The following is a 13,581-nucleotide window of genomic DNA, read 5'->3' as shown; positions in this document are numbered from 1 at the left end:
CGGCAAGAACAAGACCTTATTCAATAACATATAATCGTTATAAATCAGTATCTTGCTTAAGGTGCAATGGCGGAGAAGGCGGGATTCGAACCCGCGGTACGGTGATAAGCCGTACACACGCTTTCCAGGCGTGCACCTTCAACCACTCGGTCACTTCTCCTTTTTTAACAATAGGCTGCCTATCGATGACAGGGAGCAAAGGATAAACTAGATCATGCTTAGGAGCAACTTTTAGTCCTTTTCTAAGTAAGAGCAATTAAACTGTATGGATTTCTAGTAAACCAACTGTTTGGTTTTATATGAAATTTGGGCGCTACAGGAGGCTAGGAAAGTGAATCCTGAAGTAATGTAGTAAATTTCTGTCGGCTTTACCGGGTGATATTAACTGGCGTAATCTGTACTAGGAGTACGATTACTCTTTGAATTTAATATTAATTTGATCATCAGTGACTTTAATGTTTTCTATACCTGCTGAAAAAGACCGCCAGAATCCAGGATCGACACCAAATTCACCGACAAGATCGATATTTTTCAGGTCTCCTAGCCAAGCATTGGGGATGGGAATACCCATGAAACTTATACCCTTGAGTACTATGACGGGTTTGTCATGTTGGTAAGCCATTCCGATGCCGGCATTAAAACGAAGTGTTTTACCACCCAATACCGGAAAATCTTCTTCAAGCGGAATGAGCAGTTTTGCGCTAACCAGGTCAGCGGAGAGATCAATAGCAAGTTTTTGTGCAAGATCGGTATTTTTAGCCAGTATCGCATTTAACTCCCGTTCATTGAAACTTATTTCGCGTATTGCATTTTCTTCAGAATAGGGCTCAGGTTTTAGAAAACCATTCTCATCAAGCTCGTCGCTTTCGTTCTTCGGGGATGGGTGCTCGGGTTCATAGCCGAGTGCATTCAATTTGGCTTCGAGGATTTTCTCTTCTTTTGCATTGAGCGTTACTGGTGTAAAGGCTGAAGTAAAAAAATAGGTTTTAAGTATCCAGTATGTTCCGGTTATGGTTATTAGGATGGTGAGTAAAACAATAAGCAATACGTGTGTCCAGCGCATAGAATAGGCTTTTTTGTGTGTATTCTCAGTAGCATCCATAATTGCCCTTGTTATAGGAATGTCAATTAACGCCGCCCGTCGTACCAAATCGATAGCCATTTCTTGTCATGCAATGTTCGGTACGGACGAAAGATAAGGCGCATGAACTGTAAGAATACTTCTCGTCCACTGTAGAGCTGTATTTTTCTACCTGATGTTTCGAGTGGATGGGAGGATAAAATCTTAAATTTAAGTTTGCGCGTTTTTCCCCATTTTTTGAGTTTTTGGCTAAACTCAATTTCATCGGCTGCATAAAGTGCCAAGTTAAAGCCACCAATTTCTCGGAATGCTTTGGCATTGCACACCATTAATGCACCGGCTGCCCATCCGAATAAGACGGAGAGCATCGTCCAAAAATTTAATATGGCTTGAGCCCACCATGGCAGCCCAGGCATCAGTAAGGTACTGCCGGCACCAACATGTTTGCCTTCCTTGATCAATTGGAAGATATCGGCTAATAATTTCTCGTTTAGCACGCAATCTGCATCGAGAAATATAAACCAGTCACCCGTAGCAGCAGCGGCACCTGCAGTGCGTGCTCTTGCAATATGATTGATGGGTTCGAAAATCACGCGTGCTCCAGCCTTTTTTGCCAGAACAGCGGTATTATCAGTAGAATTATTGTCCACCACAATAACTTCATGAGTAAAACCAAAATCTCGATTCGCCGCGATTGCCTCGAAAACTGATTGCAAGCACAGGCTGATCAAGCGCTCTTCGTTATAGGCCGGAATAATGATTGAAATATGCATAGCAAACTAAGCTCACTAGAGATGGACATACGTTGGATGATAACAAGATTTATAAACACGGTTTGCGATATTAATTCATAGGGTAGTTATGATCTGGAAGCCTAATGTCACGGTTGCAGCCATTATTGAACGTGCAGGCAAATATCTGTTGGTTGAGGAAGATCAGCAGGAATGGGGGATTCAATTAAATCAACCTGCCGGTCATTTGGAGCCAAACGAATCTATCATCCAGGCATGTGTTCGTGAAGTGCTGGAAGAAACTGCCTATACTTTCATTCCTCACTGGCTGGTGGGTATATATCATTGGCATTCTAATAAAACAAATACAACTTTTATACGTTTTGCTTTTAGCGGTACTGTGACTGAATTTGATGCTGGTCGAATGCTAGACAGTGGAATTTTGCGTGCTGCCTGGTTTGATCTGAGTGAGATTCGCGATCGTAGAGACTGTCACCGCAGCCCGCTTGTTATGCAATGTATTGACGATTATCTAGCTGGAAAACGTTATTCTTTAGAGATTTTTACGCATTACGACTAAATTCATGAAAAAACAACGTGTCATCGTGGGAATGTCAGGCGGAGTGGATTCCTCAGTCTCAGCCTTGCTGTTGAAGGAACAAGGCTATGAAGTCTTAGGTTTGTTCATGAAAAATTGGGAGGATGACGATACCGATGAGTATTGCTCCTCGCGGCAGGATTTTATTGATGCAGCTTCCGTAGCCGATATCATAAATATTCCACTTGAAGTGATCAATTTTTCGGCAGAGTACAAGGAACGTGTATTTAGTTCGTTTCTTGCTGAGTATCGAATGGGGCGAACGCCTAACCCAGATGTACTGTGCAATGCTGAAATCAAATTCAAAGCCTTTCTTGATCATGCGATTGCCCTCGGTGCTGATTATATTGCGACAGGCCATTATGCCCAGGTACGTCATGTCAATGGGTTGTATCAGTTGTTGAAAGGTGAGGATGGTAACAAGGACCAAAGCTATTTTCTCTACCGTTTAACTCAGGAACAGCTTGCAAAAACACTCTTTCCAATTGGTCATCTATACAAGCGAGAGGTGCGACAAATTGCGTTGATACACAACTTACCTAATTCTTCTAAGAAAGATAGCACGGGTATCTGCTTCATTGGTGAACGGCCTTTTCGTGAATTCCTCAACCGATATTTGCCGCATGAACCCGGGGAGATACAAACTCTGGAGGGCAAGGTGATCGGTAAGCACATCGGTCTTATGTATTACACTCTCGGCCAGCGGCAAGGACTCGGTATTGGTGGAACCAAAGACGGCAATGAGAAGCCATGGTTTGTTGCTGGTAAAGATACTGCCAACAATGTGTTGATCGTCGTTCAGGGACATGATCATCCCGCATTGCTCAGCGCGGCGCTATCCGCTACCGATCTCACGTGGATTAGCGGGAGGTCACCCCACTGTAATTGGGTTTATGCGGCGAAAACGCGTTATCGGCAGATTGATGCGCCTTGTGCTATTACAAACATTGATCAAGATAACTGCCAAATTGAGTTTGCTCAGCCGCAATGGGCTGTGACGCCTGGTCAGTCTGTTGTGGTATATGAAAGCAATGTGTGTTTGGGTGGAGGAGTCATCATGTGATGATGTGGCCGATCAGCGGGTACGTTTTTGGAAAACTTTACCCATACTGAGCAAAGTATTAAAGCTTCCTATCGATCGAAATCCTAATTGATCTTCGATCGATCAAAGATGAAGGCAACTTAAGCGATTGGGGTAATGGCTAAACTGACTGACTAATCAAATTATTCCCTGGGTGCTGTACTGATGAAGGATTGTCGCTGTTCCAATTTGTCAATCAACTTGGTGAGATTGGGGTAGGATTGACTCCATTCAGTTTGAAGGTTACGAAATGCTAAGTAACCAATTGCACAACCTAATGCGATATCGGCTAAAGTTATTGTTTCTCCTGCACACCAGTTATTGCTGCCTAATTCCATAGCTGCGGCTGCTAAACTCAGTTCAATTTTCTTATGCTGACGTGTGATCCATTCTGGACTTTGTAACCCCTCAGGCCGTTTGCGTTCATAATAAACATTCGCTGCCGCTTCACAGATACCATCCGCAAGTGCTTCCCAGCGTTTTACCAACCAACGTTGAGGCCCCGTCGCAGGAATAAGGTGTGAAACCGGGTTAGGGTTATTAAAAGTATCCAAATATTCAACAATGACACGAGAATCGAACAGTGTTTTACCGTCCTCCATGATTAAGAGAGGGACTTTTCCTAGGGGGTTGTAATTAGCATTATGGGTATCTGTGCTCCAGGGTATGTCGATTTCAAAGTTATAAGAAATCTCTTTTTCAGCAAGAACGATACGGGTCTTACGTACAAAAGGGCAGGTAAGTGATCCAACCAATTTCATCGTTTTGTCCTTGTAATTATACTTTCAGATGCCGATTATACGATTGAGCATCCTCAAGGGGATATCGGGCTGTGCTAAAATGGCGGCTAAAACTAGGATAACAATTGATGAGCTTTTCCCCAATTTACGCACTTTCTCCGCTTGATGGTCGATACTATAGCAAGGTTGCTGATTTGCGGCCTTATTTCAGCGAATTTGCGTTGATTCGTTATCGTGTGCAAGTCGAGATAGAATGGCTTAAGTCGTTAAGTGATGAGCCACTTATTACAGAAGTACCTGCTTTTTCTCCTGCTACGATTACACAGCTAGATCTTTTAGCAAAGAATTTTTCAATTAGCGATGCTGAAGCAATTAAAGCGATAGAAAAGCATACCAACCATGATGTTAAAGCGGTCGAATATTGGTTGAAGACATCCTTGGCTAAGAATACTGAGGTGAGTCGCGTATCTGAATTTATCCACTTTGCATGTACTTCGGAAGACATCAATAATCTTTCGCACGGACTCATGCTGAAGGATAGTAGAGATCGAGTGATACTGCCAATGCTCAAGCGGATCATTGGTAATTTGATGGGATTGGCTCATCGATCGATGGATGTCTCGATGCTTTCCCGAACGCATGGTCAACCGGCTACACCTACTACGATGGGCAAGGAGATTGCTAATGTGGTGTATCGCTTACAACGTGGCTACGAGCAAATTGCGAATGTGGCAATTCTTGGGAAAATCAATGGTGCAGTGGGAAATTACAATGCACATACCGTTGCTTATCCCATGCTGGATTGGGAGAAATTTGCGTGTATTTTTGTTGAAAAACTTGGTTTGGTTTTTAATCCCTACACGACCCAGATAGAGCCTCATGACACCATTGCAGAGTTATTCGATGCAGTCGCACGCGTGAACAATGTCTTGTTGGATATGGATCGTGATATCTGGGGGTATATTTCGTTAGGCTACTTTCGGCAAAAAACCAAGGAAGGGGAAATTGGTTCTTCTACGATGCCGCATAAGGTAAATCCTATCGATTTCGAGAATTCGGAAGGAAATCTAGGAATAGCCAATGCATTACTCAGGCATTTAAGCGATAAATTACCGATATCGCGCTGGCAGCGTGATTTAACGGATTCAACAGTACTGCGCAATATGGGTGTGGCACTAGGACATACGTTGTTAGCCTATGATTCCTGTATAAAAGGATTGAACAAGCTTGAAATTAATCATGTGAAATTACAGCAAGATTTGCAAGATGCATGGGAGGTGTTAGCTGAACCTATTCAGACGGTTATGCGCCGTTATGGGGTAGCCAATCCTTATGAGCAACTAAAAGCACTCACACGCGGAAAAACCAATATTACTCAGGAAACCTTGCATTGCTTTATTCAAAGTCTCGATATACCGGAGGCCGAGAAAAATCGACTATTGAAGCTTACCCCGGAGAATTACACCGGTTTGGCGGCACGGTTGGCGGAGAATATCGGTAATTAGATATAACTGTTTGATATTTTTCTCCACAATACAGTATTGAAGAGTAGATGCACCACCTAATTTGGATTGAGTATTTTTGTTGTTCATATCGATTGAAATCAGATTAACTATCCCAATATAACTATTCCAAAACGGGAGATGAGTATGCAAGAATCAAATAAACCACAAGCAGAAGAGCAAGAGTTAATTCAAGTCAGCGGAGAAACGAATGAACTAACGACAGCCAAGGATGGCGATGAAGCAGCCTCGCAAAGTGAGATGACACCCAGTCTTGAGCAATTGTTGAAGGAAGCTGAATTACGTGCTGCTGAACATCATGATGCTTGGTTACGTGCTAAAGCAGAGGCCGATAATATCCGTAAACGTGCTCAGTCAGATATTGCCAATGCACATAAATACGCCATTGAGAAATTTTCTAGCGAATTGCTGGCTGTGATGGATAGCCTTGAAGCTGCACTCGCAGTAGAAAATGCAACGCTGGAAAATTTTAAAAATGGTGTGGAACTAACGCATAAGCAGCTTGTTGCCGTTTTCGAAAAATTTAATATTAAAGTGATCAATCCTGTCGGTGAAAAATTCGATCCTCATCTACATCAGGCAATGTGTATGGTGGAATCGGAGCTTGCTCCGAATACGGTTACGCAGGTTTTGCAGAGAGGATACCTGTTGCATGATCGGGTGATACGCCCGGCGATGGTGGCAGTCGCAAAAGCCAAAGATGCTTGAAATTGGAGTAAACATCTCCACTTCGGAACATGTGATAAGTTTTTAGTTATTACTTAAAAGGATCGAGTAAATATGTCAAAAATAATCGGTATTGACCTGGGCACGACTAACTCGTGCGTCGCTGTAATGGAAGGTGGCAAGCCCAAGGTCATTGAAAATTCGGAAGGTACGCGTACGACGCCGTCAATTGTAGCGTATACGGAGGATAATGAAATTCTTGTCGGTGCATCGGCCAAACGGCAAGCTGTAACCAATCCCAAGAATACTTTGTTTGCGATAAAACGTCTCATCGGCCGCCGTTTTGACGAAGAAATGGTCCAGAAAGACATAAAAATGGTACCTTACAGCATTGTGCGAGCAGATAATAATGATGCTTGGGTCGAGGTGCGTGGCAGAAAAATTGCACCACCTGAGATTTCCGCGCAAGTGCTAATGAAAATGAAGAAAACCGCGGAAGATTACCTGGGAGAACCGGTGACAGAAGCGGTCATCACCGTTCCGGCCTACTTCAACGATTCCCAGCGCCAAGCAACAAAAGATGCGGGTCGCATTGCTGGTCTCGAAGTCAAACGGATCATTAATGAGCCAACTGCGGCAGCGCTAGCATTTGGCATGGATAAAAAAGAAGGAGACCGCAAAATCGCTGTATATGATTTGGGGGGCGGTACCTTTGATATTTCTATCATTGAAATTGCTGAAGTGGAAGGCGAGCATCAGTTTGAAGTACTGGCCACAAATGGTGATACCTTCTTGGGAGGTGAGGATTTTGATTCGCGCGTGATTGAATATCTAGTCAGTGAATTCAAGAAAGAAAGCGGTATTGATCTGAAGAAGGACATACTTGCGCTGCAACGTCTGAAAGATGCGGCAGAAAAAGCCAAAATTGAATTGTCATCCAGTCAGCAGACAGAAGTCAATTTGCCTTATATTACGGCGGATGCTTCGGGGCCAAAACACCTCGCCGTTAAGATTACTCGTGCCAAGCTGGAAAGCCTCGTGGAAGATTTGATCCAACGCACAATCGAACCTTGCCGGATAGCAATCAAGGATGCTGGCCTATCTTTTTCCGATATTGACGATGTCATTCTGGTTGGCGGACAGACCCGCATGCCTAAAGTACAGGACAAAGTCAAGGAAATCTTTGGCAAGGAACCGCGCAAAGATGTCAACCCCGATGAAGCTGTTGCAATCGGAGCGGCCATTCAAGGAGGCGTCCTAAAAGGTGATGTTAAAGATGTGCTGTTATTGGATGTTACGCCTTTGTCGCTTGGTATTGAAACGCTAGGGGGTGTCATGACCAAGTTGATCCAGAAGAATACAACGATCCCAACTAAAGCGCAGCAGGTATTCTCGACTGCGGATGATAACCAGACTGCAGTAACCATTCATGTGCTGCAAGGCGAGCGTGAAATGGCATCGGGTAACAAAAGCTTGGGACAATTTAATTTGACAGATATTCCACCAGCACCTCGTGGTATGCCGCAAATTGAGGTGACCTTCGATATTGATGCGAATGGCATTTTGCATGTATCAGCCAAGGACAAGGCGACTGGTAAGGAAAATAAAATCAAAATACAAGCGAGTTCAGGCCTGTCAGAGGATGAGATTCAGCGCATGGTCAAGGATGCTGAAGCGCATGCAGAAGAAGACAAGAAAGCGCTGGAGCTTGTCAATAGTCGCAACCAATGTGATGCCATGATCCATTCTGTCAGAAAATCGCTAACAGAATACGGTGATAAATTGTCGGATGATGAAAAATCAAAAATTGAATCGGCTCTGAAGGATGCGGAGGAAGCGCTTAAATCGAATGATAAAGAGGTAATTGAAGGTAAAACCAAGGCTTTAACGGAAGCGTCTCAAAAGCTAGCCGAGAAAATTTATTCACAAGATCAAGCGCAATCAGCACAAACGAAGGGGGGGAGTGAATCGGCTTCTTCTAAAAAAGACGAGAAAACGGTAGAAGGAGAAGTCGTTGATGCTGAATTTGAAGAGGTGAAAGACAAGAAATAAATTTAAAGTTTTACAATAAAAAAATATCAAGGCGCAGAGGTGCAGGGATAGAGGAAAAACCTTGCTTTCTCTGCGTTTTGGCGTCTATCTATATTTAAGTCAGTAATTAATTAAATTGAGCTGTTTTGATTTACATCCTGACCGCAGGAAATTTTTATGAGTAAACGCGATTATTATGATGTTCTCGGTGTTGGCAGAGATGCTGACGAGAATGAAATTAAGAAAGCTTATCGCAAGCTAGCGATGAAATATCACCCAGACAGGAATGGGGGTGATGCCAAGGCAGAAGAGCGTTTCAAAGAAGCGAAAGAAGCTTACGAGATACTCTCTGATTCGAGTAAACGTGCAGCTTACGATCAATATGGTCATGCAGGTGTCGATGCGAGCGCAGCCGGTGCGGGAGCCCATGGATTTGGCGATGCCTTTAGCGATATCTTTAGTGATATTTTTGGCATGCGTAGTGGAGGAGGGCGATCCAATGTTCATCGTGGGGCTGATCTGCGCTATAACTTGGAGATAACTTTAGAGCAAGCTGCACGTGGTGCTGAAACTAAGATTCGCATTCCCACCATGGTGATGTGTGAGACCTGTCATGGTTCTGGCGCTAAACCAGGCACCTCGCCAGTAACATGTACAACATGTGATGGTCATGGTCAAGTTCGAATGCAGCAAGGTTTCTTTTCTATTCAGCAAACGTGCCCAAAATGTCATGGTAGCGGAAAAATCATTACTTCACCTTGTTCGACTTGTTACGGTGCGGGACGTGTTAAGGAGCACAAAACGCTGACTATTAAAATTCCAGTGGGTGTTGATGAAGGGGATCGCATTCGTATATCCGGTGAGGGTGAGGCGGGAATCAATGGTGGACCGCCTGGAGATCTTTATGTAGTTATCCACTTATCAAGTCACTCGGTGTTTCAGCGAGATGGTAACGATTTGCATTGCGAAATACCTATCAGTTTTGCAACGGCTGCCTTGGGTGGAGAGATCGAGGTGCCCACTTTGGATGGTCACGCAAGAATTAAGATTTCACCAGAAACACAAACCGGAAAGATTTTCCGTTTACGTGGTAAAGGAATAAAAGGTGTGCGGGGGCATACTATTGGTGATCTCTTGTGCCATGTTATTGTAGAAACCCCTGTCAATCTGACGGCACGCCAAAAAGAGCTGCTGCAAGAATTGGAAGAGCTGAGTCAGAAAGATAACTCTCGCCATAGCCCGCGGGCAAAATCTTGGATGGAAAAAGCGCGTGAATTTTTTTCAGATTAGAGCGATGGCTTGACTGGTATCGATAGTAGATTTTTGCTCGTTTTTTATTAGCTACAAGCTGGACTGGTATGAGTGAATCCTTTAATTAAAAAAGTGAATTAATATTTGATTGTTAATTATCAGCGGAGTAGAAAAAAGAATTGGTATATATACTCAGATCCCCTGCCGGATTGCTATTCGCTGTAACAATCATTATGTTGTTTATTGCAACACACCCAGAAAATCTCCAGGCTAATAATCTTAAAAACTTTCTTAGGAATGGCCGATTAGAGGTAGGAGGATGGATTAACGGTGGCGCAACTTTTAATCCTAGCCAGTCCGATGGCTATAATGGCCCGGTAATTTTTGCTGATCAAGCCAATCAGTTTCAGCTTAACCAGCTTAATTTGTTTATGCGCCGCTCCGTAGTTTCGGTAGGTAGCGCATGGGATTTCGGTGGTCGCGTTGATTTCATGTTCGGGACAGATGCCATTTTTACCCAGGCTTTTGGTGTTCCAACCTTCGATGTCAATACAGGTGAGCCATTAAATAGAAACAACTGGGATCTGGATTTATGCTGCTCTTCTACACGAACTTATGGTATTGCGCTTCCACAAACTTATTTGGAAGCCTACGCACCCATTGGAAATGGATTCAATGTCAAAGTAGGTCATTTTTATACGCCGACCGGTTTTGAAACAGTCCCAGCGCCTGACAATTTTTTTTATACACGCGCCTACACCCTTAATGTGGGTGAGCCTTTTACCCATACGGGTATCTTGGCAAACTATCCCCTCACTGAGAATCTACTGGTTCTTGGAGGGGCCGTCACTGGCAGCGCAACGGGGGGATGGGATGGTGGCTGGGATAAGGAGTTGGGTAACTGGAGTGGCTTAGCGGGATTTACCTGGACGAGTGATAACCGGGCAACTATCTTTCATCTTTCTGGAACATACGGGGAAACTTCGACAAGGAGTAGCGAACCCTGGGGTTTTTATAATATTGTCTTACAACACAAAATAACACCTAAGACGCTCCTTGTACTCCATCAGGTATACGGTCATGCGGGAGGCGTTTTACTGAACAATCTTAAATATAATAACGTCACAAAAGATGCGGAATGGATTAGTTTCATAACACATCTGTACTACGATTTAACTGAAGATCTATCGCTGGGTATACGGGGTGAATGGTATCGCGACGCCGATGGTTTTCGTAACCCTTCCCCTTTCCGGATAGCTGCAGCGACCAATATTGTAAATGGGGTTCCTATCAGTTTTGCCGGCGATATTAATGCAATTACTATTACGCCTGCTGATTATTACGCAGTCACGATTGGATTGAACTGGAAGGTGGCTAAGACATTAAAGCTTAAATGGGAGTCGCTACAGAAGCTCATTGTTCGCTCTAATATTCGATACGATAGGGTAGATGCTTACAAAGCGCCTGCATACAGACCTTTTGCTGGCAATAAAGATCAGATCTTATTTTCTCTTGATTTTATACTACCCTTTTAAAAGCTAAATTCACCATTTCAATTCAAGGCATATTTTTCGGACTAACGGAGAACTCATGCTCCCAGTCGCCAATATCGGTAGACAAGGTAGGCGACTCGCTTGTGTCAGCAGCAGTATCGCGCTCTTTTTGCTCATTTGCTAGTCTGTAATGAATGGCGGCTTTTCTTAAGTTTTCTTCCACTAAATTTTCATAATAACGAATATTGGCTGAGGTATGTGATCTTAGGTCCTGCCCTTTCGCTCCGTAAAAATAGCTGCGATCTTCATACTCTTTGAGCAGTTTCTTTTGTTCTTGTAATTTAACTTGTATTTCTTTAGCCAGATACTCGTGGTACTTCGCTATCGCTTCGTTACTACTTGGCTCTACCTCAAACGAAGCGCTATGATGCCTAGGGTTATGCCAAGTATTACCGATAGGATTCATTTGTACGCAAGCAGTTAAAAAAATAGGCATCAATCCGATTAACAAAAAGAAATTGGTTTTCATGATGATACCTCCACTTAATAGCCTAAACCCTGCGCTTTTCTTTTAATTATTTTTCTGGATTTAAATTAATAACCCCTTTATCAATACGTTCTTTACGGGAAACAAAATATCACTAATTTTATTGTCCAATTTATTGCTGCTGTATTCCTGTTCGTTGCTACTAAAATTAAAAAAATTAGGACTATTTGCAGTAAGGTTATTATTTTTAAGCAGTTTGTTATATGTTGATTCTGTGTTTTTATACTATAGCAAATTGTTAGCGTAATAATAGCGAGCAATAATATAAAAAATAAGTACCAATAAGAGAAATTATTTGTAGTTAATATGGATACAATTAATTGACCTAAATTCATAAAACTGCTGAAATCGATTGAAATCTTCTTTATAAGAATAGTGGACGTAATTAAATACTTTCCATAAGATTGCTATATTCAAATCTTGCTAAATCAAGCAAGGTAGAGTGGCAAAGAAGGAGGGGCAAATGAAGAAATGGCTGATTTTCTCGATCTTGGCTGTGTCATCGATAGTATGGTGGAGTATCGCGGCCCCCCGGGAAGAGATACGGTGTTGCGTTGCAGGATCCATTACCATTAATCCCGCTACGGCTCAAAAAATGGATGCAGTAGACCGCTCGGATGATTTTGCATCTAACTTGGAGTCAATTTCGCTAGAATTACCTGCCTATGATGATGCTGTCTTCTTGAGAGAAGGCAATGTCGCTCTGGTAACTGCACATGATGGAAAAATTTGGCGGGTAAATTTGGCAGACAATACTGCCGCACCTTTGGCTGATGTACCTTTGATGGCTTGGGGGATTCATGAAGATCCCGGCAGTTCCGCTCATGTTTACTTTTGCTCTGCAGGTTCTTATGAAAATAGACCACCACAGGAAGTAGCTGGTTTGTACCGGCTTGATCTTGATAGTCTCGCGATCGAACCAATCGTTCTGCAAGTTCCTGATACAACCATTAATCTTCAGCAACCCGTTGTATATGCTGACGGCGATCCTAAAGCACCCGAGCTCCAGGCTGATGGCGGTGGCGGGCCCAGTCGGAAGATTGCCGTTTGTGACAACTTAGAAGTGAGTGAAGACGGGCGTCGCATCTATTTCTCAGAGCCTTTTTACTATGAAAATGCTTCTGCTGATGATGCAATTGATGAAGCCATTGCACTTGCTCCTAACGGCCGTTTATGGCGGTATGACCTCGATACGGGTTCAGTCCGGCTCATTGCCGAAGGTTTCCATTTTATCAATGGTGTACTCTATGACCCTCATCCGGGAAAAATGCGTGAAGAATCGGTGGTTGTTACTCAGACATCTTTATTTCAGGTAGTGCGTTTTTATTTGAATGGACCGAAATCAGGCAGTTATGAGGTTGTGATCGATGGGCTTCCTGGTATGCCAGATGGTATGGATCGCGATGCACAAGGGCGAATCTGGCTAGCAATGTTTACGGAAAGAAGTCCATTGCTGACCTGGGTACATCAGAATGCATGGATTAAACCGCTAGTGATGCGGTTGCCAACGTCACTGCTCTTATCACAAACACAGAAAACGGGAGTCGTAGTTCTAAGTCCCGATGGGAGCAAACCACTTTACTCGGCGTTCTATAAGGGGCCGTTGCTTTCCTCGATTGCTTCGGCAGTACCTGCCTCAGATGGTATTTATTTAGCCAATGTCGCGCTTAATAATACTAATCGAGATCAAGCAAAAGGCATTCAGCGCCTACCATGGCCATCAGAGCTGCAATGAAGCCATTAATGGCTCTTCAGGAAAATTTGTGGGTAATGCTATAACGAATATGTAACAAAGGCGCTAGTTTTTTGGGTTTTTGAGGTAAGAGGTGTGCATCCTGT

Annotated in this window: 12 protein-coding genes and 1 tRNA gene; 8 read left to right on the top strand and 5 right to left on the bottom strand. The window is 43.3% G+C overall.

Annotation, left to right across the window (positions count from 1 at the left end):
* Window positions 1-67: 67 nt before the first annotated feature.
* From C8R30_RS14820 to C8R30_RS14810, 3 genes are all read right to left on the bottom strand, one after another.
* Window positions 68-160: transfer RNA gene (locus C8R30_RS14820), tRNA-Ser, on the bottom strand.
* 252 nt (window positions 161-412) lie between these two features.
* Window positions 413-1,162, bottom strand: coding sequence for an arginine N-succinyltransferase (locus C8R30_RS14815; RefSeq protein WP_258192069.1), 750 nt, complete (start codon window positions 1,160-1,162; stop codon window positions 413-415).
* On the bottom strand, window positions 1,129-1,854 hold the full coding sequence (locus C8R30_RS14810) for a glycosyltransferase (protein ID WP_107783678.1): 726 nt from the start codon (window positions 1,852-1,854) through the stop codon (window positions 1,129-1,131). Before C8R30_RS14810 ends, C8R30_RS14815 begins: the two co-directional genes overlap by 34 nt.
* A gap of 88 nt (window positions 1,855-1,942) precedes the next feature.
* Here C8R30_RS14810 and C8R30_RS14805 point away from each other — a divergent pair, with 88 nt between their 5' ends.
* Window positions 1,943-2,392 (top strand): NUDIX hydrolase, encoded by a 450-nt coding sequence (locus C8R30_RS14805; protein ID WP_090666112.1) that lies wholly within the window; start codon window positions 1,943-1,945, stop codon window positions 2,390-2,392.
* Between the two features lie 4 nt (window positions 2,393-2,396).
* Window positions 2,397-3,473, top strand: coding sequence for a tRNA 2-thiouridine(34) synthase MnmA (gene mnmA / locus C8R30_RS14800; RefSeq protein ID WP_090666114.1), 1,077 nt, complete (start codon window positions 2,397-2,399; stop codon window positions 3,471-3,473).
* Between the two features lie 161 nt (window positions 3,474-3,634).
* On the opposite strand, the gene C8R30_RS14795 is transcribed toward mnmA, so the two are convergent.
* Window positions 3,635-4,252, bottom strand: coding sequence for a glutathione S-transferase (locus C8R30_RS14795; protein WP_090666116.1), 618 nt, complete (start codon window positions 4,250-4,252; stop codon window positions 3,635-3,637).
* Window positions 4,253-4,359: 107 nt separating this feature from the next.
* On the opposite strand from C8R30_RS14795, the gene purB reads away from it, so the two are divergent.
* From purB to C8R30_RS14770, 5 genes are all read left to right on the top strand, one after another.
* Window positions 4,360-5,736: an adenylosuccinate lyase gene (gene purB / locus C8R30_RS14790; protein WP_090666118.1), complete on the top strand. Its 1,377-nt coding sequence runs from the start codon at window positions 4,360-4,362 to the stop codon at window positions 5,734-5,736.
* A gap of 144 nt (window positions 5,737-5,880) precedes the next feature.
* Window positions 5,881-6,462: a nucleotide exchange factor GrpE gene (gene grpE, locus C8R30_RS14785; protein ID WP_090666120.1), complete on the top strand. Its 582-nt coding sequence runs from the start codon at window positions 5,881-5,883 to the stop codon at window positions 6,460-6,462.
* A gap of 72 nt (window positions 6,463-6,534) precedes the next feature.
* Complete coding sequence (gene dnaK, locus C8R30_RS14780) at window positions 6,535-8,472, top strand: molecular chaperone DnaK (RefSeq protein ID WP_090666122.1); 1,938 nt, start codon at window positions 6,535-6,537, stop codon at window positions 8,470-8,472.
* A gap of 156 nt (window positions 8,473-8,628) precedes the next feature.
* Window positions 8,629-9,741 carry a molecular chaperone DnaJ gene (gene dnaJ, locus C8R30_RS14775; protein WP_090666124.1) on the top strand — a complete coding sequence of 371 codons (1,113 nt, stop codon included), beginning with the start codon at window positions 8,629-8,631 and terminating at the stop codon, window positions 9,739-9,741.
* Window positions 9,742-9,935: 194 nt separating this feature from the next.
* On the top strand, window positions 9,936-11,237 hold the full coding sequence (locus C8R30_RS14770) for a porin (protein ID WP_090666126.1): 1,302 nt from the start codon (window positions 9,936-9,938) through the stop codon (window positions 11,235-11,237).
* Window positions 11,238-11,259: 22 nt separating this feature from the next.
* Here the strand turns inward: C8R30_RS14770 and C8R30_RS14765 are convergent, their stop codons facing one another.
* A complete protein-coding gene (locus tag C8R30_RS14765) occupies window positions 11,260-11,724 on the bottom strand; it encodes a hypothetical protein (protein WP_107790484.1) in 465 nt (154 codons plus the stop codon).
* Window positions 11,725-12,205: 481 nt separating this feature from the next.
* Here C8R30_RS14765 and C8R30_RS14760 point away from each other — a divergent pair, with 481 nt between their 5' ends.
* The gene (locus C8R30_RS14760; RefSeq protein ID WP_107790483.1) at window positions 12,206-13,477 is read left to right on the top strand and encodes an SMP-30/gluconolactonase/LRE family protein; all 1,272 of its coding nucleotides are present in this window, start codon (window positions 12,206-12,208) and stop codon (window positions 13,475-13,477) included.
* Window positions 13,478-13,581: the final 104 nt, after the last annotated feature.

This window comes from Nitrosomonas nitrosa, from assembly GCF_003051105.1.
GTDB lineage: Bacteria > Pseudomonadota > Gammaproteobacteria > Burkholderiales > Nitrosomonadaceae > Nitrosomonas > Nitrosomonas nitrosa.
This window is presented reverse-complemented; position numbering and strand designations above follow the sequence as displayed.

Excerpts from the sequence above, each read along its gene's own strand:
- C8R30_RS14815 (WP_258192069.1), bottom strand. The coding sequence starts at position 1,162 with ATGGCTATCGATTTGGTACGACGGGCGGCGTTAATTGACATTCCTATA.
- C8R30_RS14810 (WP_107783678.1), bottom strand. The coding sequence starts at position 1,854 with ATGCATATTTCAATCATTATTCCGGCCTATAACGAAGAGCGCTTGATC.
- C8R30_RS14805 (WP_090666112.1), top strand. The coding sequence starts at position 1,943 with ATGATCTGGAAGCCTAATGTCACGGTTGCAGCCATTATTGAACGTGCA.
- mnmA (WP_090666114.1), top strand. The coding sequence starts at position 2,397 with ATGAAAAAACAACGTGTCATCGTGGGAATGTCAGGCGGAGTGGATTCC.
- C8R30_RS14795 (WP_090666116.1), bottom strand. The coding sequence starts at position 4,252 with ATGAAATTGGTTGGATCACTTACCTGCCCTTTTGTACGTAAGACCCGT.
- purB (WP_090666118.1), top strand. The coding sequence starts at position 4,360 with ATGAGCTTTTCCCCAATTTACGCACTTTCTCCGCTTGATGGTCGATAC.
- grpE (WP_090666120.1), top strand. The coding sequence starts at position 5,881 with ATGCAAGAATCAAATAAACCACAAGCAGAAGAGCAAGAGTTAATTCAA.
- dnaK (WP_090666122.1), top strand. The coding sequence starts at position 6,535 with ATGTCAAAAATAATCGGTATTGACCTGGGCACGACTAACTCGTGCGTC.
- dnaJ (WP_090666124.1), top strand. The coding sequence starts at position 8,629 with ATGAGTAAACGCGATTATTATGATGTTCTCGGTGTTGGCAGAGATGCT.
- C8R30_RS14770 (WP_090666126.1), top strand. The coding sequence starts at position 9,936 with ATGTTGTTTATTGCAACACACCCAGAAAATCTCCAGGCTAATAATCTT.
- C8R30_RS14765 (WP_107790484.1), bottom strand. The coding sequence starts at position 11,724 with ATGAAAACCAATTTCTTTTTGTTAATCGGATTGATGCCTATTTTTTTA.
- C8R30_RS14760 (WP_107790483.1), top strand. The coding sequence starts at position 12,206 with ATGAAGAAATGGCTGATTTTCTCGATCTTGGCTGTGTCATCGATAGTA.